This window comes from Bradyrhizobium sp. USDA 376 (assembly GCF_054063675.1).
The window spans coordinates 7742713-7758026 of sequence record NZ_JBSSGN010000001.1; the positions used below are offsets into that span (position 1 = coordinate 7742713).

A 15314-nucleotide genomic window follows, 5' to 3' on the forward strand; every position below is an offset into this window, starting at 1 on the left:
CTCCTCGCGAAAAACTCTTCGCGTTAAGGCTTACTCTTCCGCCGGCTCCTCGCCATCGGCGTCGCTCTCGGGCGTGCCGGCCAAAATCTGCTCGGAGATCAGGCCGGAGTTCTGGCGGATCGAGGTTTCGATCTTGGCGGTGATGTCGGGGTTGGCCTTCAAAAACGCTTTCGAGTTCTCGCGGCCCTGGCCGAGGCGCTGGCTGTCATAGGAGAACCAGGCGCCGGACTTCTCGACGATGCCGGCCTTGACACCGAGATCGAGGATCTCGCCCATCTTGGAAACGCCCTCGCCGTACATGATGTCGAACTCGACCTGCTTGAAGGGCGGCGCCAGCTTGTTCTTCACCACCTTGACGCGCGTGGTGTTGCCGACCACTTCGTCACGCTCCTTGATCGCGCCGATGCGGCGGATGTCGAGACGGACGGAGGCATAGAACTTCAGCGCGTTGCCGCCGGTCGTGGTTTCGGGCGATCCGTACATCACACCGATCTTCATGCGGATCTGGTTGATGAAGATCACCATGGTATTGGACTTGTTGATGGACGCGGTCAGCTTGCGCAGCGCCTGGCTCATCAGACGAGCCTGCAGGCCCGGCAGCGCATCACCCATCTCGCCTTCGAGCTCGGCCTTCGGCACCAGCGCCGCAACCGAATCGACCACCAGCACGTCCACCGCACCCGAGCGCACCAGCGTGTCGCAGATTTCCAGAGCCTGCTCGCCGGTGTCGGGCTGCGAGATCAGCAGCTCGTCGATGTTGACGCCCAGCTTGCGCGCATAGACCGGGTCGAGCGCATGCTCGGCGTCGATGAAGGCGCAAATGCCGCCCTTCTTCTGCGCTTCCGCCACCGTATGCAGCGCCAGGGTGGTCTTGCCCGAGGATTCCGGCCCGTAGATCTCGACGATGCGCCCCTTGGGCAGGCCGCCGATGCCGAGCGCGATATCGAGCCCGAGCGAGCCGGAGGACACCGCCTCGATGTCCATGGAGCGGTCGCTCTTGCCGAGCTTCATCACCGATCCCTTGCCGAACTGGCGCTCGATCTGAGAGAGCGCGGCAGCCAGGGCTTTACTCTTGTCCATAGAAGATCCTTCGACGATACGCAGCGCAGTGGCGGACATTGGGTCGTGCTCCTTATGGCGAGGATTCGCTAGGGGGACAAACGATTGAGAGGCGGGCCGGCGATAAAAACAATGTACCCCATTTGTTCTAGGTTCGCAATATGTTCTTTTGCGGTTTTGGGTACTGTCCGTATTTGACCCCTAGTGTCCTAAGTTGATTTTGGGAGTGTCCTAATTTGGATTTCAAGAAACGGATTGCGAACGAGGGTGTTCCGCTAAACGAACACAGGGTGTAGGGTTCCACCATCGGAACGCGCAGGCCTATGGGAGCGTTTTAAGCGAAGCAGATTCATGTCGGGAGGACGTTCATGAAACGCCACCGGTTCAAACAGGATAGAGCGCTAGGCGAACGGCTTATCGAGGAAGCTAGGCTAGCAAGGAAAAAGGCAGAACAATTGCCTCCGGGCGCGGAACGTGAAGACCTTTTGAGAAAGGCCCACGCAGCCGATATCACCGCCCATATTGATGAATGGCTTTCCTCTCCCGGATTGCAGCCACCGAAGTAAGGCGTATGATTCTTGGTGATTTGCAAACCGAGGGAGGTGTACTTGGCAGCCGACCTAGTTTTGAAAATTGCTATCATAGGACTAAGCGCCTTCTCGACCGTCCTAGCGTATATGCTGTATTTCAATCTGTAGGAGAAAGGCCGCCTCAGTTGGCGGCCTCTTTCATTTTGGAGCATCTACTGGCGCTGTCCGTATTTGACCCCTAGTGTCCTAAGTTGAATTTCGAGGTGCCTAATTAGCTTTCTGCATGCCGTGATGAACTAGACACCCACTTGAGAAAAGCGCGAGGCCGCCTCCCGTGGCGGCCTCTTTCATGGCTGGGTACCAGTCTAAGCGGCTGAGGAACTATCCGCCTAGCAGCGCATCTCTACGATGCCCCCAGCACGAAAGGTGCCCCCCAGACTGCTGGAGGAAAACCCCATCAGCGGGTTGGCGGCCCCCAATTGGGGCCGTTTATATTCAAAGAAGAGGCCGTCGAAATGGGCTGTCCTATTTAGGACAGTACCCGGGGCGCGGTACTGTCCGTATTTGCCCCTCACTGCCCTAAGTTGAATTTGGGAGTGTCCTCTATTCCACAATGCCGCAAAACCAGTTGGTCCCCCAGCCGCAAGGAGGTCCCGCATGGATAGGATTGCACCTGTTGTTCTCGCGGTGGTGCTATCGGCGGGTTCGGTAGACTTCGCGCGCGCCGAACAACCGGGGGCGGACTGGATGCCAATCCAGCAAGTCGTCGAGAAGGTTCTCAAGGCGGGCTTTACGCTGGTTAGCAAAATTGAAGCCGACGACGGTCGATGGGAAGGCGAAGGCATCAAGGATGGCCAGAAAATGAAGTTTCACGCCGACCCCAGGACGGGCGAGATCATGTCTGCACGGCCCGATCGCTAGGAGTAGTCAGGCCGCCTCAGTTGGCGCCCACTGTCCGTACTTGCCCCCGTCACATCCGAAGATGAGCCGGTGTCCTGATCCGCCTTTGCGGGTGTCCAAAAACGGCCCCAACTCGGGGGTTGGCCGAGTTGAGGCCAAAGGTGCTGGGCCAGCCAAGGCTGACGCTAGCCCAGGCGCAACAACTTGCATCGGCGCCGGGTAACTAGCGATTGAGCAACCGACCTACCCCGGATTTGCAGTGTCCTGATTTGCCGTCTCGGGTGTCCTGATGAGGACAGCACCCGATTTTGGGGGCTGCTCTGCGAGGAGCCGCGGCCCCGCAACCGGCGTGGCGGGGCCGCCTGCGCTCCGGGTCTGGGCTTGGCGGCCGTGGCCCCGGAGTTGCCTGTCCTCCGGGTGCAGGCTTGGGCAGGCTGAAGCCCGGAGACCACCAGATTTTACGACGGCTGACCGAGAATAACGATTGCTCGGAAGAGGCACTCATTTCGGACTGTCCTAATCCGCCTCTGCGGGTGCTCAAACGCAAAATGACCTCAGCTGGGGGGACCGTCCGTATTGTCCTAATCAGGAAGGCACCGAGAAAATTTACGCGCGGCTGCGCCCTGTGGGGCGGCGTTGAAGGGCTTCAATAGCTTTCCGATAATACTCCGCCACCGCAAGAAGACCTTCACGCTCAAGATCGAGGGAAGCGATGGCCGCGTGCTCTCTGCAAGCGCGTTCGAGCCTGCAGAATTCCTTTAATTCCCGGTTCAACGACAGCTCCTCAGACCGAGGACGTAATAAACGGCGATACGGCATAAATGGCGATACGCGCAAGATACACAATTGCCGAAAGTTCCCGCACTATCATATGTCAACCTGCACGCGAAACATCTCCTTTTGTGCAGCGCGGTCCGGTGCCGGGCGCTAACGGGCGTTTGAGCTCGCGAACTGCGAGGGCTTACCGCTCTCGAAATCTGGCCTCACCTCGGCTCGACGATTGCCGTATCCCCACAGACAAGGCGAGACACGTTCCTGTCCTCATTTTCAAATCGCGGGTGTCCCAATTAGGAAAGCACCAAAAAGAAGGCCCCAGCTCGCAGGGTTGGGGGGCGATGAGCTGGGGCCCGCTTGGGGTGTCGCCCTTTGGGGAAGGGCATCGGGAAAACTTGGCAATCGCGCAAACGTTCCCGTCCTCATTTCAAATCGCCGCGATCCCAATAGGACAGCACGTATTTGACGCCCGGTATCCTGTTTAGAACTTGTGAGAGTCCGGATTTGCAGACGACCTCTTGCGGGTTATGACCAACCACGCGGCGAGGCCTGGGATCATCGCCCATCATATGACCCGAACGGGCTTGGTCCCGCCGTCATCCGTGAGGTCAATGAGCGTCGGCAACAAGTAGACAACGAACGCTGCCGAGCAGCGTCCATTTCAACGCTGTCCTGCTCATTGACTTCCTCGCAAGGCCGCCTCGGTTGGCGGCCTCTTCATTTCTCATCTGATTGCGGCCGTAGCGCTCGGCAGCAGTCTTGTCGGCGTGGCGCTTGGACTTGCGCCAAAGTAGCTCGAGATAATCCTCGAGATCGGCGCCACTGTCCCAAGTGCCCGAGTTGAATCCCGCATTGTCCTGATATCCCCAGGTATAGGTAGCGGCACGGGTGCAAGGCGTGAAACCATGCGCACCATGAAAAACGAGACTTCCTGGATCGTTGTACCGGCTGTGTTCGTGACGATGTTGCTGGCGGGGATTCTATTGCTGCTTGGCCATGGGTGATTGCGTCACAAACCCCTGTGGCATGACCTATCAGTATTTGAGCCCTCGCATGTGCCTACTTCGCTAATGCCGCGTTGGATCGCTCGGCTGAGACACCCAAGCGTCCTTCGGCTTCCAGCGATGCGTCTGGCCGCAGCGCGGGCACTTGATAGGTATTTCGATGGCCGGAAGCGTTTCGAACACAACGGTCTCCGTATTCAATCCGGTGAAGACGGCCTGCCCTGTCACGGGACAAATGATCAAAATATCCGGCATTTTCGGAAATCCGTTCTGCAGCAACTGAACTCATGCTAAGGAATTGAGACAGCGCGCAGCGTGAGACCGCTATGAGAAAGAGCGACGTGAGTTGTTCCGAATGCGGCGCCGGCTTTCGTCGCCTGGAATTATGGTCACAGCCTGGGGAAAAAGGCGAGTATCGCTGCCCGGCTTGCGACGCGCCGCTGGAGACTTTCGACGGCAGCAGATTGATTGCCTATCGCCTCACGATCGAACCATCCGTCAGGTCCATGCGCGATTAGCGCCGCCATTTGGGTACTGTCCGTATTTGATCACCAGTGTCCCAGTTTGTTCTCACGGGGTGTCCCAACTCGATCCTATCGCTGATTGACCATCGATGATCGCGTCACAAACCTGTGGCATGGCCGTTGCACATTTGAGCTCAACTGGGATTTCAGCGCTCAGTTAGAAAATAAAGCGCCGCCGGGACGCTTATTTCGAGCCCGGCCGCGCTTTTTTCCAACCCTGAGACGGCCACTCGCCGTCATAAATCCGTAATTCTACGTCATCCGAGCTTCCCGCTGTTCCCGGTCTTGTCTAGGAATCAGCGACAAGGACGGGGAGCGCAAAGTGATGACGGAACCAACCCATCTTGGCATGGCGCCAAAAGATCGCCTGTTGGATGCAGCCCAAAAAGAGCTGACCGAGTTCGAACGGCGAGAAATGGAGTTCCGCAAGAAGGACCGCCAGGAGCGCGCGGCGGAGCTTCGCCTTCCCTTGGATAAGATCATCAAGGTCCATTGAGCCGAACGCCGACAGGTGTCGCCCCCAGAACCTTTGCAATGCGCCCGGGTTTATCCCGGCATGTATCGCCTCTGGTATTTTGCCGCCTTCCTTGCCGTCACCGCGACGGCCTTTGGTGCCTTGGTGGCGTTTGACAAATTCCTTGGATGACGCGACGCCGCAAAGCCCGCCAAGCGGAAACCGGTTCGCACATGAGCCAGTGGCTGAGATCGCCCGGCCTACAGCCGCCGGACTAAGGCGCCAGCAGCACCCCAAAGTTCAATGGTGAACCAAAGCGACCCGTGGCAGTTTACCCGGCATCACCGGCCGAGGCTCTGCCCGTAGGCGTCGGTGGCTGAGAGACCAAGCGCGCTCCCGCCTGCGAAGCAAGGGGAGCGCCGCCATGGCCGACTACACTCACATTTCGCGCGTGCACGATCTGGCTGTCGAACTTGCCGCGCAGAACGCCCTCATGCGCGAGCTGGTGGCCGAGGCATCGAAAGCGCTGCAACTGCCGGTGCCCGACACGTTCCTCGGCCGCAAGACACAGGAGCCGTTTCCCTGGGAGAAGGCCCGCGCCTGAACCCACTCCCTTGTTTCTGCGTTATGGGGTCCATGGAAACAGACCCGCTTTTCCGGCGCGCCGACGACGCGCAAGAGACCGCTCGCAAGCTGGTCGAGGACGCGCGACGAGCGCGGCAAGCGCGCGAACATGCTGAACGGCAACGACAACAGACGCGGCGCGCAGCCGAACCGCTCTCGTGGTTCAACGAGGACGAGTGAGGCCGCTTCGCCGTTCGTCTTCAGCGGAAGCTGACGCGCATCAAAGACGCAGCCGCTGCGTGCCGTCATGCTTCTGCAATCCTGCGGCATCGAACCTATCGGTGCTCTGCGGCCTTCACTGGGGTTGGACCGCAACAATGGGGATTTCGGTCATGACGGAAAATACGCAGCCCGATGCCACCAAGCGCAATCACCTGCTGGAAGCGGCGCTCGAGGAGATGATCAAGTTCGAGCGCAAGGAAAACGAGTTCCGCAAGAAGGACCGCGAAGAGCGCGCCGCCGAGCTCCGCCTCCCGCTGGACGCGGTCAAGGTTCACTAGGTTCGCCAACGCGCCAGCGAAACGGCCGCATCAGCGGTGCGGCCGCTAAAGGTATTCAAACACCACCCGTAAGCCATTGATCGCGCGAGAGAACCGCGCAGCGACCTACTGTGCATGGGGTTGTTTTGCAGCTTTTGCAGGACTCCCTGTCCGCGCGCGGGCCATGCTGGCCCGGAGCCGGCCGCCGACTGCCTGCGTTCCGTGATCCCTACAGCAGCATTAGCAGCGCGATGCCGATGACCAATACCACGAAGCCAGCCGCTGTCGCGGCGGCGAATGACCGCTCTACGTTATCCATGATGCCACCCCGTAGCCGGCGCGCCACGTTTCCCCCATGGCACGACCGGACGTTGCGGAATCTCGCCTGCTGCTGTGGCCCGAGTGGTGCGATCGGGTGGCCAAATTGGGACCGGTGCGGGGCCAGTCTGCGGCCTGCTCAGCGCTGCTGTCGCTGCCGCCGTCAGGCGCCTGTAAGCCAACTCGCCTAGTGTCGATGAGCCCGGTGGACCAACACCGGGCCTCCATACCCAGTCGACGACCCCGCTCTCACCGAGCGGGGTTTTCTGTTTGCGAGCCTGTGCGCGGTGATGCCGGGTGCGGATCGCAATCGCGAGCCTGTCAGGCTGCCGTAAGCTCAGCCGGTTAGGGTCACCGGGCTTATGGTGTTGCAGCCCAGCACCTCAGCCTCCAATAACCTTCTCCCCGCTTGGCTCTCCCCAGGCGGGGTTTTTTCATGCGCGCCGGTCGTTCACGCACCGCTCTCCTCCCGCGTCAGCTGCAGCGAAAAGGCGCGGATCGCGGGCGCTGCCAGCAGCACCATGGGCAGCATCGCGGCCCATGCGATCAGCCACGACACCATCCAGTGCCGAACGAACAGCATCGCGCCATCAGCGGGAAAGCTGGCGATTCCCGCCGCGATCAGCGAGGTCAGTCCGGACTGGATGACGCCGAAGACGAAATGACTGTAGCGGCGGGGAATGCCGAGCATGACGCGCCCTGTTGCTTGCCGTCATACGGCCAAGCAAGGCACGTGCCGCGGCGCGTACCCGGATGCGCCTGCTTGCCGCTCAGTGCGATTCCGACGTCGAAGGCTGATCTGGATCAAGAGTCTGCGGCAGCAGAAGCATTGAACTGGCTCCGTGGTTCTCCGGCCATGAACAGAGTTCCTGGGCCGGCCGATGACGCGCGCGCTTTCGAGATTTCCGTGAACCATCCACGGCTTACGGCCCATTTTGCTTGTACCTGGAATATTGTGACGGCCAACATGTCTTCAGTGATCGAGGGTGAATCGTGGGAGGTGACCATGAATCACAGGGGCGTCGAGTTCACCGTTGCCAAGACGGCAGCTCCCGGAGTTTGGCAGTGGCAGTTCCGCATCGGGGAGCAGGTCAAGTCCGGCAAGACCGAGACCAAGATCGACCTGTTGGCGATCCGGCGGGTGCAACTGCGCATCGATCGGGAACTGAAGGCCATCGGGCGCAAGACAGCCTGAATAAGCCGGCCTGAACCGGCTCTGGACAGGAATCGGCGCGCGGTGCCACGGCGGCCCTGGCAGCGGCGCCGGGTACTCCGTATCCGTCCGGAATTGATCTGCCGGGAGTTTGGGATTGCACTGCCCCGCCCATTGGCCTTGGGGGGCGGGGCCTTCACGCGACCGGTGCCAGCCATGCCGCTCTATTTCTTCCGAATCCGCAACGGCCGCTATTCCGGCTGTGCGGACCAGGCGACGGAATTTTCCGATCGCGATTCCGCCTGGAAGGAGATGACCAGCGTCTGCGCCGACATGGCCGCCGGGATCGCCCGCAAGCTCCAGGAAAATTCCGAGTGGCACATGGAGCTGCTGGACGAAGCCAAGGAGCCGGTGTTCCGCATCCGCATCGTCGCCGAGACGCTCGACTAGACGCGGGGCGCGTGTCCCTCAATCGGCGCTGGGCAGCCGCCGCATGGTGAATTCGATCTCGCCGCCGGGCAGTTCGCGCCAGGTCTCGACCGCGCTCATGTAGCCGGCCTTGGGATAGCGGGCGAAGAAGGCCTCCGCCCTCGCCCGCGCCGCCGCACGCGGCAGCGTGAAGGTCTCGCGCAGATAGCCGTCGCCGGATCGCCCGCCCGGCGTGTTGCCGCCGGTCCTGCGCCGGCGCGCCATCCGCTCGGCGAGATCCCGCGGACGATCGGCCATGACCCGTCCTCCTCTACGCAATACCTGCGCTCAATGTAGGGAGTGGCCGGGCAAGGAGGAGTCCCGGCCGGAAGGCGCCTGCCGCGCCGGCCGAACGGCTCAGTTCGCGGCCGTGCCGGTCTTGGTCTTCTTCGGTGCGCTGGTGGCGGCCGCCTTCGGCGGGTCGGAGCGCATGCCGCCCCAGGGATCGTTGGACGCCTTGGCGTCCGGAATCTTCTTCAGCGTTTCCTTGTAGGCCTTGTCGCGCTCGGCTTCCGCGGCCTTCTCCTCCGGGGTCTTGCCCGGGCCCTCCTGCAGCAAATTGAGATTGGGCATTTGCGCGTAGGCCGGTCCCGCCAGCACGGCCAGCAGCACCGCCGCCATACGGAAAAGCTTCATCTTTGACTCCTCAGATCATTTCATGGAGGCGCGGATCGCCCGTGCCTTGTCATCCCAGCGCGGCCGCCGGGGGCCGCAGGGACCGCTACGATCGACACGATTTCGGCGCGCGCAGCCAGTCGTCCCAGATCGGGCCGCATTTGGTGCACCCGTTCAGCGCAAGACCGAGCGCAATCAGACCAAAGACGAGGACATACCGACGCAACATTCGCCCACCCGTTACCCAACCACGGCATCATATCGGGCCAAGTCGGGCATTTTCAAGCCGACGGGACCAGCACCAGCCGGGTGACTTTGCCGCGCCGATGCGGGCAGAATGGCCGAAACATCCGGCAACAATGGAGGACACGCCAGCAATGCCATCGCAGCCAGAAGCCGAGTTCGGCATCAATGATGCCCGACGCATCCTCGGCGAGGTCTTCGCGCCCTGGGTCCAGGACCTCAACCTCTCGGTCGAGCGCATCGAGCATGCACCGCCGGCGGATGAGCCCGACTGGCAGCCGGGCGCACTGCTGCGCATGGCGTTCTCGGAGCGGCTCTGCCGGAGCGGCGGAGTGGTCTGCGGCCAGGCGCTGATGGCCCTCGCCGACACCGCGATGGTGATCGCCATCCTTGCCGCCAATCGCGGCTACCGTCCGATGACCACGGTCGACCAGACCACGCATTTCATGCGCGCGGCCTCCTCATCGGACGTGCTCGCCGACGCCCGTGTGGTGCGGCTCGGCCGCACCATGAGCTTCGGTCGCGTCACGCTGCTGTCGGCCGCCGACAACAAGCCGGTGGCGATGGTGTCGAGCGCGTTCGCGATGCTGCCGGGCTGATCAGCATCCAAAACGAAGAGAGCCGCGTGAGCGCAAGGCGCAGCGCGGCTCTCGATGACGTCGAAGCCAGACCGAGGCACGATTGCGATCGCGTCTCAGTCGGCGCGCTTCAAGAATTACTTGCCGAGGATCTCGTCGGCCGCGGTGACGACGCTGACGGTCGGATTCTTTCCGCAATAGGCACCAAACTTCTTGGCGTTCTCGATGAACACCTCGGTGTCGATGATCGCATTGTCTTCGTCGCCCTTGTACCAGCCGTCCATCCAGGTCAGCACGACCGCGATGTTGTCTTCGCCGCTATCGAGGAATTGCTTGCAGGTCATGGTCGAAAGGTCCCACTTGACGGCGTGGGCGGGCATCGATGACAGCGAGAGCGCTGCGGCGAACAGAAGCGAAAGCGAAGTCTTCATCAGTATCTCCATCGGCGCGTAACGCCATAAAGGAAAGGATCGTGAGGAAAGTCGGCGGGTCGTGACTCACCGCTTCAACGTCGTAAACGAAGTCTGAAGCGCCATGCAAGTAGCGCCAGTATTGAGTTCATTTCAACGTAATTTCTATGCACTATTTCACAATCGTCACGATGGATTAACGCCGATGATCGAGAAGCGCACAGCACAGCGTCACCGTGTTTTCAAGGGCGGAACGATCACCTTCGAAGACGGCGGCATCGCGTGCACGGTGCGAAACATGTCGGAGGGCGGCGCGGCGATCGACATCGATAGTCCCGTCACATTGCCGCAATCGTTCACACTCTCGATCGCACGCGACAATTTCGTGCGGAATTGCCGTCCCGTGTGGCGCAGCCACAAACGCATCGGCCTCGCTTTCGTGCAATAGCACTCGCGATGTGAACGCGCGTTCGCATCACATGCACAACACGATCATGATTGCTCGATATGGTGACGGCGCGCCGGCGTAAGCTTGCGACCGCGCAAGCTCGCGACCACGAGTGCGATGATCGCGAGTGTGATCGCCGATGACATCAAGAAATCGTCCCCTGGGACGATCGATCGCGCGCGACCCCGGCGACGGCCCTCGTCCGCCAAACGCAACATTGCCGTCGCCGATCGAGGTGCTGACCCTCGGAGTGACCGCCGGTGTCCGTCGAGTCTCATCGTGGCGAGAAGCGCGCGTTGCGCCATTGCCGCCACCGAACTCTCCCGGGGCGGCGCGTGGCTGCATTGTAATCAGAGCGAGCGCTGGCGGAATTCGCGGACCAGTCCGCGATGCCCCAGTTCATTTCGGCTTCTTGGCGGGTTCGCTCGGACGGGCCCCGCCCCACGGATCGTACTTTTCCTTCGGCTCGGGAATACGCTCGAGCGCGGCCTTGTAAGCTGTCTCGTCGACCTTCGGCTTGTTATCCGCCGGCTTGGCGCCGTCATTGGGCTGGCGCCGACCCTGCGCCTCAGCCGAGCCGCACGCCAGCGCCAGCACCGCAGCCGCTATGACCAAAACCCTCATTGGTGCAATCCCCCTCGCCTGAGGTACAAACCTAGCCTGCAATCCCGTAATAGCAAATGCCCGCAGGTTCCGCCCCTTCAGCAAATCTTGATCGGGGCGGGCTTCGCCGGATCGCATTCGTGCCTATCTGTTGGCCCGCAGGGGACATTCACGGATGTTGCGGATCATTGCCAATGCGGCGCTGCTGGCCGGCGCGCTCGCGCTCGGTGCTTGCGGCTTTGCCGACAGCCGGGCGCCAGTGCCCGAGTTCATGCGCATCAAGGAAGCCGAGCAGCCTCCGCCGGAGCCGCCCCCCGACGTCAAGCGCGTGGTGCGCGAGCAGATCGACGTGGTGTTTCTCACCACGTCCTATCCACGTGAGGTTCACGTCGCCCCGCCCCATCACGAGGTGCGAGGGCCGGGCTGGACCGCCTGCGTTCGCGCCCAGCTCACCTCCGCAACCGGCACCCCGCTCGGCGCGCAGACCTACATCGTGACCATCAATGGCGGAAAGGTCGTCGATCGCCGGCGCGCCGAAGCCGACGACATTTGCGGGACCGAGACTTACGAGCCGATCTAGGAACAAACTGCCATCAACAAAGATGCGGTTCCGGGAAAATCCCGCATTTCTGCCGGAACGATCACCGCCTCCCCTTCTTGTTACCGCCGAGGGCAGTTTCGAGGAGGACATGATGAGGACGTTGACTATTGCGCTGTTGGCGGGCGTGGGTGCTTTGGCCGCCGCCTCGGGGGCGAAGGCTTCCGATATCTACACGAGCAGCGAATACACCAATCCGGATCTCGTCCAGCAGGTGCGACTTGTCTGCGACGATGCCGGCCGCTGCTATCGCACGCGCGGCGGTTCGCGTGTCATCGTGCGCGATTCCTATAACTACGTGCCGCGCGAGCGCTATTACGAGCGCCGGATGTATCACCGCGACTGGGATGACGGCCCGCGCGCCGGCGTCGGCATTCGCACGCCCGGCGTCAGCGTCGGTGTGGGCGTCGGCGACGACCGCTGGTGATCGATGAAGGCTTGACGGGGGGACCGGACGAGACAACTCGCCCGGTCCCGCTTTCGCATGCCTATTGAACGAAATCAGGCGGCGATGGATTGCTGCGGGAATTGCGCGTAAGCCGCGACGTCAGGTTTCGAGCGGATCGGCCGGCGTGACGACGCGCGTCAATGACGGCAGGTGAGCGATGAAGCGGGCGAGCACCATGCCGGCGCACATCGCCGCAACGAAGATGATGGCGGAGGCCGAACCGAATCCGAGCGCGGTCAGCGCCGGACCCGGACAGAAGCCCGCCAGTCCCCAGCCGACACCGAAGATCGCGGGACCTGCGATGATCCTGGGATCAATGTCTCGTCGTGTCGGCAGATAAAATCGATCGGCGAAAAACGGACGCGCGAGCTTCAGGACGCGGCTGAAGCCGATGAAGGTCACGGCCACCGCGCCCGCCATCACGAAGGCGAGGCTTGCATCCCATGTCCCTGCCGGAATGCCGCCGATGTCGAGGAAGTTCAGCACCTTGGCCGGGTTCGACATGCCGGAGACGATGAGGCCGATGCCGAAGATCAGGCCGATCGCGAATTGAACCAGGATTGCCATCGTCATCAACTCCAGTGCCGCATCACGAAGACGGTCGCCATGCCGGCCGCCATGAAGGTCATGGTCGCGACCAGCGAGCGCACCGACAGCCGCGACAAGCCGCAAACGCCGTGGCCGGAGGTGCAGCCACTGCCCCACACCGAACCGAAACCGGTGAGCAATCCGCCGACGATCAGGACGGCCGGCCCTGCCGCGATCGTCTGCACCGGCAGGTCTCCAGTGACGAGCCGCACCAGCACGGGCGCGGCGACGAGACCGGCGACGAAGGCGAGGCGCCCGGCGAATTCGCGGTCCTCATAGGGCGGAAACAGCCGTGCCGCGATGCCGCTGACGCCGGCAATGCGCCCCGTTGCCCACATCAGCAGAACGGCGGACAATCCGATCAGCGCTCCGCCCAGGAGCGAGGCCATTGGTGTGAAAGGCGTGACGATCATCGCGATCCTCCGGGTCGGGAGCAATCCTACCGCATCATCCGTACAATCGGCGCCCCGATGCTCAACAAGACGTTAATATTACCACCCGAATTGCAGCGGCGTCCCAACGGTATTTTCCAATCTTTGCGCTAAGCATGACCCGGAACACGGGCTCAGCTCGCGTGAACGGGGACGACGGGACGTGGTCGACATCGCGCATCAGGCTGCGATCAATCCGGCATCGGCAAGGGATGTCGCGACCGCGCGCGCGCGTGTCCCGCTTGCGGCGGTCGATGCCGGCCAATGGCGCGCGCTCGCGCAGCGCGCGGTCGAGCCGAACGGATATTACCTGCCCGCCTGGGAGCTTGCCGTCAGCGCAAGTGCGCGCGGTCGCACCAACGCCGCGGCACTGCCAGCATTCGACGCATCTTCGGCGCGGCTGGTCGGACTGATGCCGGTGATCTCACTCTGGCGCGCCTGCAAGATTCCCCTGCCCGCGCTGGTGAGCGCGCATCCCTATGGCACGCTGTGCAGCCCGCTAATCGATCGCGACGTTCCGATCGAGGCGGCCACGCGCCTGTTGCAGCAGGCGCGCGAAGCCGGCGCACATGCGCTCGTGCTGAACGACATCGCGCTCGACGGCGCGGCGATGACCGCACTCAATGAAGTTCTGAACCGCGATCGCCTGAAGCCGCGTGTCCTCAGTTCCTACATCCGTGCCAGCCTCGATGCGACGCAAGACGGCGAGACGCTGCTCCGGGAGGCGCTCGGCGCCAGGAAGCTCAAGGAGCTGCGCCGCCAGCGCCATCGTCTCGAAGAACATGGGCCTGTCGCGTTCGACGTCGCGTGCCGGCCCGACGAGATCGGGGCCGCGCTCGAAACATTCTTGCAGCTCGAAGCCAGCGGCTGGAAGGGCAGGCGCGGCACCGCACTGGTCCAGCATGCAGGTGATGCAACCTTCATCCGGCGCGCGGTGCCGGCCCTGGCAGAGACTGCGCAGTGCGAGATCGTCACGCTTCGCTCTGGTCCGACACCGGTCGCCGCCGGCATCGTGCTGCGTCACCAGGACCGTGCCTTCTTCTTCAAGCTCGGCATCGACGAGCGCTTTGCAAGATATTCGCCGGGCGTGCAGCTCACGCTCGACCTCACCCGGCACCTCTGCGCCGATCCCGCCATCGCCAGCGCGGATTCGACGGCGAGCGCCGACCATCCCATGATCAACCCGATCTGGCGCGGGCGTTTCGCAATTGGCGACGTGCTGATTCCGCTGCGGCGGAACGATCCGGTGGTGACGCTGGTTCACGCAGCACTGATCGGCCTCAACGTCGCGCACGATGCCGCGCGACGCGTGGTCCGTCTGCTTCGAAAATAAGAAGCTACTCCGCCGCCTGCGCGTTGATCTCCTCAGAGACCTGACGGATGGCGCGGGCAAGCAGGTTCGGATCCTGCGCGCCGGAGACGGCGTATTTCTGCGCGAACACGTAAGTCGGCACGCCGGAGATGCCCTTCTCGGCCGCTTCCTGCGCGTCCGCCGAAACGCGTGCGACGTCCTCGTCGGTGGCAAGGCGCTTGCGCACGTCGTCGGCATCGAGGCCGATGTCGGCGGCCGCCTGCACCAGCACGTTCACATCGGTGAGATCGCCGCCGTCGCGGAAATACAGCTCCATTAGCCGCTGCTTCATCTCGGGCGCCTTGCCGATTGCCTCGGCCCACAGGATCAGGCGATGGCAGTCGGTCGTGTTGGGCTGGCGCGCCACGAGCTCCGGCTTGTAGACGAGCCCCTCCTCGCTCGCGGCCGCGACGACGCGCCCGGCAATGCCCTTATAGGCCTCGACCGAGCCGAACTTCTGGGTGAGATAGGCCTCGCGGCTGATGCCCTCGCGCGGCACCCAGGGATTGAGGAAGAAGGGACGGAAATTGAGCTTGACGGGAACGTCGGGCACCAGCGCCAGCGCGCTCTCGATCCGGTGCTTGCCGATATAGCACCAGGGGCACACCACGTCGGAGACGACATCGATCTGGAGCGGTTTGAGCGTGCTCATGTCAGGCGCCTCCTTCGGGCACTTCGAGGGTTCGCCGGAAGATAAGCCGAACCGGGGGCGGC

At 62.5% G+C, this 15314-nt stretch carries 22 protein-coding genes; 13 read left to right on the forward strand and 9 right to left on the reverse strand.

Annotated features, from left to right (window positions below; genetic code table 11):
• Positions 1 to 30: 30 nt before the first annotated feature.
• Complete coding sequence (gene recA / locus ACVJ19_RS36465; RefSeq protein WP_260389605.1) at positions 31 to 1119, reverse strand: recombinase RecA; 1089 nt, start codon at positions 1117 to 1119, stop codon at positions 31 to 33.
• 308 nt (positions 1120 to 1427) lie between these two features.
• On the opposite strand from recA, the gene ACVJ19_RS36470 reads away from it, so the two are divergent.
• The 6 genes from ACVJ19_RS36470 (at position 1428) to ACVJ19_RS36495 (ending at position 6369) form a co-directional block, all read left to right on the forward strand.
• Positions 1428 to 1625: a hypothetical protein gene (locus tag ACVJ19_RS36470; protein ID WP_453953856.1), complete on the forward strand. Its 198-nt coding sequence runs from the start codon at positions 1428 to 1430 to the stop codon at positions 1623 to 1625.
• 621 nt (positions 1626 to 2246) lie between these two features.
• The gene (locus tag ACVJ19_RS36475) at positions 2247 to 2510 is read left to right on the forward strand and encodes a PepSY domain-containing protein (RefSeq protein WP_453953857.1); all 264 of its coding nucleotides are present in this window, start codon (positions 2247 to 2249) and stop codon (positions 2508 to 2510) included.
• Between the two features lie 2606 nt (positions 2511 to 5116).
• Complete coding sequence (locus tag ACVJ19_RS36480) at positions 5117 to 5287, forward strand: hypothetical protein (protein ID WP_453953858.1); 171 nt, start codon at positions 5117 to 5119, stop codon at positions 5285 to 5287.
• A 382-nt stretch (positions 5288 to 5669) separates the two neighbouring features.
• Positions 5670 to 5849, forward strand: coding sequence for a hypothetical protein (locus ACVJ19_RS36485; protein WP_453953860.1), 180 nt, complete (start codon positions 5670 to 5672; stop codon positions 5847 to 5849).
• A gap of 32 nt (positions 5850 to 5881) precedes the next feature.
• Entirely contained in the window at positions 5882 to 6049 is a 168-nt protein-coding gene (locus tag ACVJ19_RS36490) for a hypothetical protein (RefSeq protein WP_453953862.1), read from the forward strand.
• A gap of 152 nt (positions 6050 to 6201) precedes the next feature.
• A complete protein-coding gene (locus ACVJ19_RS36495) occupies positions 6202 to 6369 on the forward strand; it encodes a hypothetical protein (protein ID WP_453953863.1) in 168 nt (55 codons plus the stop codon).
• A gap of 748 nt (positions 6370 to 7117) precedes the next feature.
• Here the strand turns inward: ACVJ19_RS36495 and ACVJ19_RS36500 are convergent.
• Positions 7118 to 7357 carry a DUF2798 domain-containing protein gene (locus ACVJ19_RS36500; protein ID WP_453953865.1) on the reverse strand — a complete coding sequence of 80 codons (240 nt, stop codon included), beginning with the start codon at positions 7355 to 7357 and terminating at the stop codon, positions 7118 to 7120.
• 315 nt (positions 7358 to 7672) lie between these two features.
• On the opposite strand from ACVJ19_RS36500, the gene ACVJ19_RS36505 reads away from it, so the two are divergent.
• Together ACVJ19_RS36505 and ACVJ19_RS36510 are read left to right on the forward strand one after the other, a co-directional pair.
• Positions 7673 to 7861, forward strand: a complete 189-nt coding sequence (locus tag ACVJ19_RS36505; protein ID WP_453955274.1) for a hypothetical protein — start codon at positions 7673 to 7675, stop codon at positions 7859 to 7861.
• A 174-nt stretch (positions 7862 to 8035) separates the two neighbouring features.
• Positions 8036 to 8269, forward strand: a complete 234-nt coding sequence (locus ACVJ19_RS36510) for a DUF6894 family protein (RefSeq protein ID WP_018642771.1) — start codon at positions 8036 to 8038, stop codon at positions 8267 to 8269.
• 18 nt (positions 8270 to 8287) lie between these two features.
• Here the strand turns inward: ACVJ19_RS36510 and ACVJ19_RS36515 are convergent, their stop codons facing one another.
• Both ACVJ19_RS36515 and ACVJ19_RS36520 read right to left on the reverse strand, forming a co-directional pair.
• A complete protein-coding gene (locus tag ACVJ19_RS36515) occupies positions 8288 to 8545 on the reverse strand; it encodes a hypothetical protein (protein WP_453953867.1) in 258 nt (85 codons plus the stop codon).
• Positions 8546 to 8644: 99 nt separating this feature from the next.
• Entirely contained in the window at positions 8645 to 8923 is a 279-nt protein-coding gene (locus ACVJ19_RS36520; protein ID WP_453953868.1) for a hypothetical protein, read from the reverse strand.
• 356 nt (positions 8924 to 9279) lie between these two features.
• Between ACVJ19_RS36520 and ACVJ19_RS36525 the strand changes: the two genes are divergently transcribed.
• Positions 9280 to 9744, forward strand: a complete 465-nt coding sequence (locus tag ACVJ19_RS36525; RefSeq protein WP_453953869.1) for a PaaI family thioesterase — start codon at positions 9280 to 9282, stop codon at positions 9742 to 9744.
• Between the two features lie 116 nt (positions 9745 to 9860).
• On the opposite strand, the gene ACVJ19_RS36530 is transcribed toward ACVJ19_RS36525, so the two are convergent.
• The gene (locus tag ACVJ19_RS36530) at positions 9861 to 10154 is read right to left on the reverse strand and encodes an HdeA family protein (RefSeq protein WP_453953871.1); all 294 of its coding nucleotides are present in this window, start codon (positions 10152 to 10154) and stop codon (positions 9861 to 9863) included.
• A gap of 103 nt (positions 10155 to 10257) precedes the next feature.
• Here ACVJ19_RS36530 and ACVJ19_RS36535 point away from each other — a divergent pair, with 103 nt between their 5' ends.
• Positions 10258 to 10581 carry a PilZ domain-containing protein gene (locus ACVJ19_RS36535; RefSeq protein WP_453953873.1) on the forward strand — a complete coding sequence of 108 codons (324 nt, stop codon included), beginning with the start codon at positions 10258 to 10260 and terminating at the stop codon, positions 10579 to 10581.
• Positions 10582 to 10980: 399 nt separating this feature from the next.
• Here the strand turns inward: ACVJ19_RS36535 and ACVJ19_RS36540 are convergent, their stop codons facing one another.
• Positions 10981 to 11205, reverse strand: a complete 225-nt coding sequence (locus ACVJ19_RS36540; RefSeq protein WP_453953875.1) for a hypothetical protein — start codon at positions 11203 to 11205, stop codon at positions 10981 to 10983.
• 154 nt (positions 11206 to 11359) lie between these two features.
• Here ACVJ19_RS36540 and ACVJ19_RS36545 point away from each other — a divergent pair, with 154 nt between their 5' ends.
• Together ACVJ19_RS36545 and ACVJ19_RS36550 are read left to right on the forward strand one after the other, a co-directional pair.
• The gene (locus ACVJ19_RS36545; protein WP_212343052.1) at positions 11360 to 11764 is read left to right on the forward strand and encodes a hypothetical protein; all 405 of its coding nucleotides are present in this window, start codon (positions 11360 to 11362) and stop codon (positions 11762 to 11764) included.
• Between the two features lie 109 nt (positions 11765 to 11873).
• A complete protein-coding gene (locus ACVJ19_RS36550) occupies positions 11874 to 12209 on the forward strand; it encodes a hypothetical protein (protein ID WP_453953877.1) in 336 nt (111 codons plus the stop codon).
• Between the two features lie 120 nt (positions 12210 to 12329).
• Here ACVJ19_RS36550 and ACVJ19_RS36555 read toward each other — a convergent pair whose 3' ends face one another.
• Both ACVJ19_RS36555 and ACVJ19_RS36560 read right to left on the reverse strand, forming a co-directional pair.
• Positions 12330 to 12797, reverse strand: a complete 468-nt coding sequence (locus tag ACVJ19_RS36555) for a DUF6691 family protein (RefSeq protein ID WP_453953879.1) — start codon at positions 12795 to 12797, stop codon at positions 12330 to 12332.
• Positions 12798 to 12802: 5 nt separating this feature from the next.
• Positions 12803 to 13231 (reverse strand): YeeE/YedE family protein, encoded by a 429-nt coding sequence (locus tag ACVJ19_RS36560; RefSeq protein ID WP_453953881.1) that lies wholly within the window; start codon positions 13229 to 13231, stop codon positions 12803 to 12805.
• Positions 13232 to 13412: 181 nt separating this feature from the next.
• Here ACVJ19_RS36560 and ACVJ19_RS36565 point away from each other — a divergent pair, with 181 nt between their 5' ends.
• Positions 13413 to 14582, forward strand: a complete 1170-nt coding sequence (locus tag ACVJ19_RS36565; protein WP_453953882.1) for a GNAT family N-acetyltransferase — start codon at positions 13413 to 13415, stop codon at positions 14580 to 14582.
• Between the two features lie 4 nt (positions 14583 to 14586).
• Here the strand turns inward: ACVJ19_RS36565 and ACVJ19_RS36570 are convergent, their stop codons facing one another.
• Positions 14587 to 15252 (reverse strand): DsbA family oxidoreductase, encoded by a 666-nt coding sequence (locus tag ACVJ19_RS36570; protein WP_453953883.1) that lies wholly within the window; start codon positions 15250 to 15252, stop codon positions 14587 to 14589.
• Between the last annotated feature and the right edge of the window lie 62 nt (positions 15253 to 15314).

What these genes read in the sequence shown, in the direction of transcription:
- ACVJ19_RS36520 (WP_453953868.1), bottom strand. Translation starts at nt 8,923, where the DNA reads ATGAAGCTTTTCCGTATGGCGGCGGTGCTGCTGGCCGTGCTGGCGGGA.
- ACVJ19_RS36530 (WP_453953871.1), bottom strand. Translation starts at nt 10,154, where the DNA reads ATGAAGACTTCGCTTTCGCTTCTGTTCGCCGCAGCGCTCTCGCTGTCA.
- ACVJ19_RS36550 (WP_453953877.1), top strand. Translation starts at nt 11,874, where the DNA reads ATGATGAGGACGTTGACTATTGCGCTGTTGGCGGGCGTGGGTGCTTTG.
- ACVJ19_RS36475 (WP_453953857.1), top strand. Translation starts at nt 2,247, where the DNA reads ATGGATAGGATTGCACCTGTTGTTCTCGCGGTGGTGCTATCGGCGGGT.
- ACVJ19_RS36540 (WP_453953875.1), bottom strand. Translation starts at nt 11,205, where the DNA reads ATGAGGGTTTTGGTCATAGCGGCTGCGGTGCTGGCGCTGGCGTGCGGC.
- ACVJ19_RS36495 (WP_453953863.1), top strand. Translation starts at nt 6,202, where the DNA reads ATGACGGAAAATACGCAGCCCGATGCCACCAAGCGCAATCACCTGCTG.
- ACVJ19_RS36555 (WP_453953879.1), bottom strand. Translation starts at nt 12,797, where the DNA reads ATGGCAATCCTGGTTCAATTCGCGATCGGCCTGATCTTCGGCATCGGC.
- ACVJ19_RS36515 (WP_453953867.1), bottom strand. Translation starts at nt 8,545, where the DNA reads ATGGCCGATCGTCCGCGGGATCTCGCCGAGCGGATGGCGCGCCGGCGC.
- ACVJ19_RS36545 (WP_212343052.1), top strand. Translation starts at nt 11,360, where the DNA reads ATGTTGCGGATCATTGCCAATGCGGCGCTGCTGGCCGGCGCGCTCGCG.
- ACVJ19_RS36505 (WP_453955274.1), top strand. Translation starts at nt 7,673, where the DNA reads ATGAATCACAGGGGCGTCGAGTTCACCGTTGCCAAGACGGCAGCTCCC.
- ACVJ19_RS36485 (WP_453953860.1), top strand. Translation starts at nt 5,670, where the DNA reads ATGGCCGACTACACTCACATTTCGCGCGTGCACGATCTGGCTGTCGAA.
- ACVJ19_RS36480 (WP_453953858.1), top strand. Translation starts at nt 5,117, where the DNA reads ATGACGGAACCAACCCATCTTGGCATGGCGCCAAAAGATCGCCTGTTG.
- recA (WP_260389605.1), bottom strand. Translation starts at nt 1,119, where the DNA reads ATGTCCGCCACTGCGCTGCGTATCGTCGAAGGATCTTCTATGGACAAG.
- ACVJ19_RS36570 (WP_453953883.1), bottom strand. Translation starts at nt 15,252, where the DNA reads ATGAGCACGCTCAAACCGCTCCAGATCGATGTCGTCTCCGACGTGGTG.
- ACVJ19_RS36470 (WP_453953856.1), top strand. Translation starts at nt 1,428, where the DNA reads ATGAAACGCCACCGGTTCAAACAGGATAGAGCGCTAGGCGAACGGCTT.
- ACVJ19_RS36560 (WP_453953881.1), bottom strand. Translation starts at nt 13,231, where the DNA reads ATGATCGTCACGCCTTTCACACCAATGGCCTCGCTCCTGGGCGGAGCG.
- ACVJ19_RS36510 (WP_018642771.1), top strand. Translation starts at nt 8,036, where the DNA reads ATGCCGCTCTATTTCTTCCGAATCCGCAACGGCCGCTATTCCGGCTGT.
- ACVJ19_RS36525 (WP_453953869.1), top strand. Translation starts at nt 9,280, where the DNA reads ATGCCATCGCAGCCAGAAGCCGAGTTCGGCATCAATGATGCCCGACGC.
- ACVJ19_RS36500 (WP_453953865.1), bottom strand. Translation starts at nt 7,357, where the DNA reads ATGCTCGGCATTCCCCGCCGCTACAGTCATTTCGTCTTCGGCGTCATC.
- ACVJ19_RS36490 (WP_453953862.1), top strand. Translation starts at nt 5,882, where the DNA reads ATGGAAACAGACCCGCTTTTCCGGCGCGCCGACGACGCGCAAGAGACC.
- ACVJ19_RS36535 (WP_453953873.1), top strand. Translation starts at nt 10,258, where the DNA reads ATGCAAGTAGCGCCAGTATTGAGTTCATTTCAACGTAATTTCTATGCA.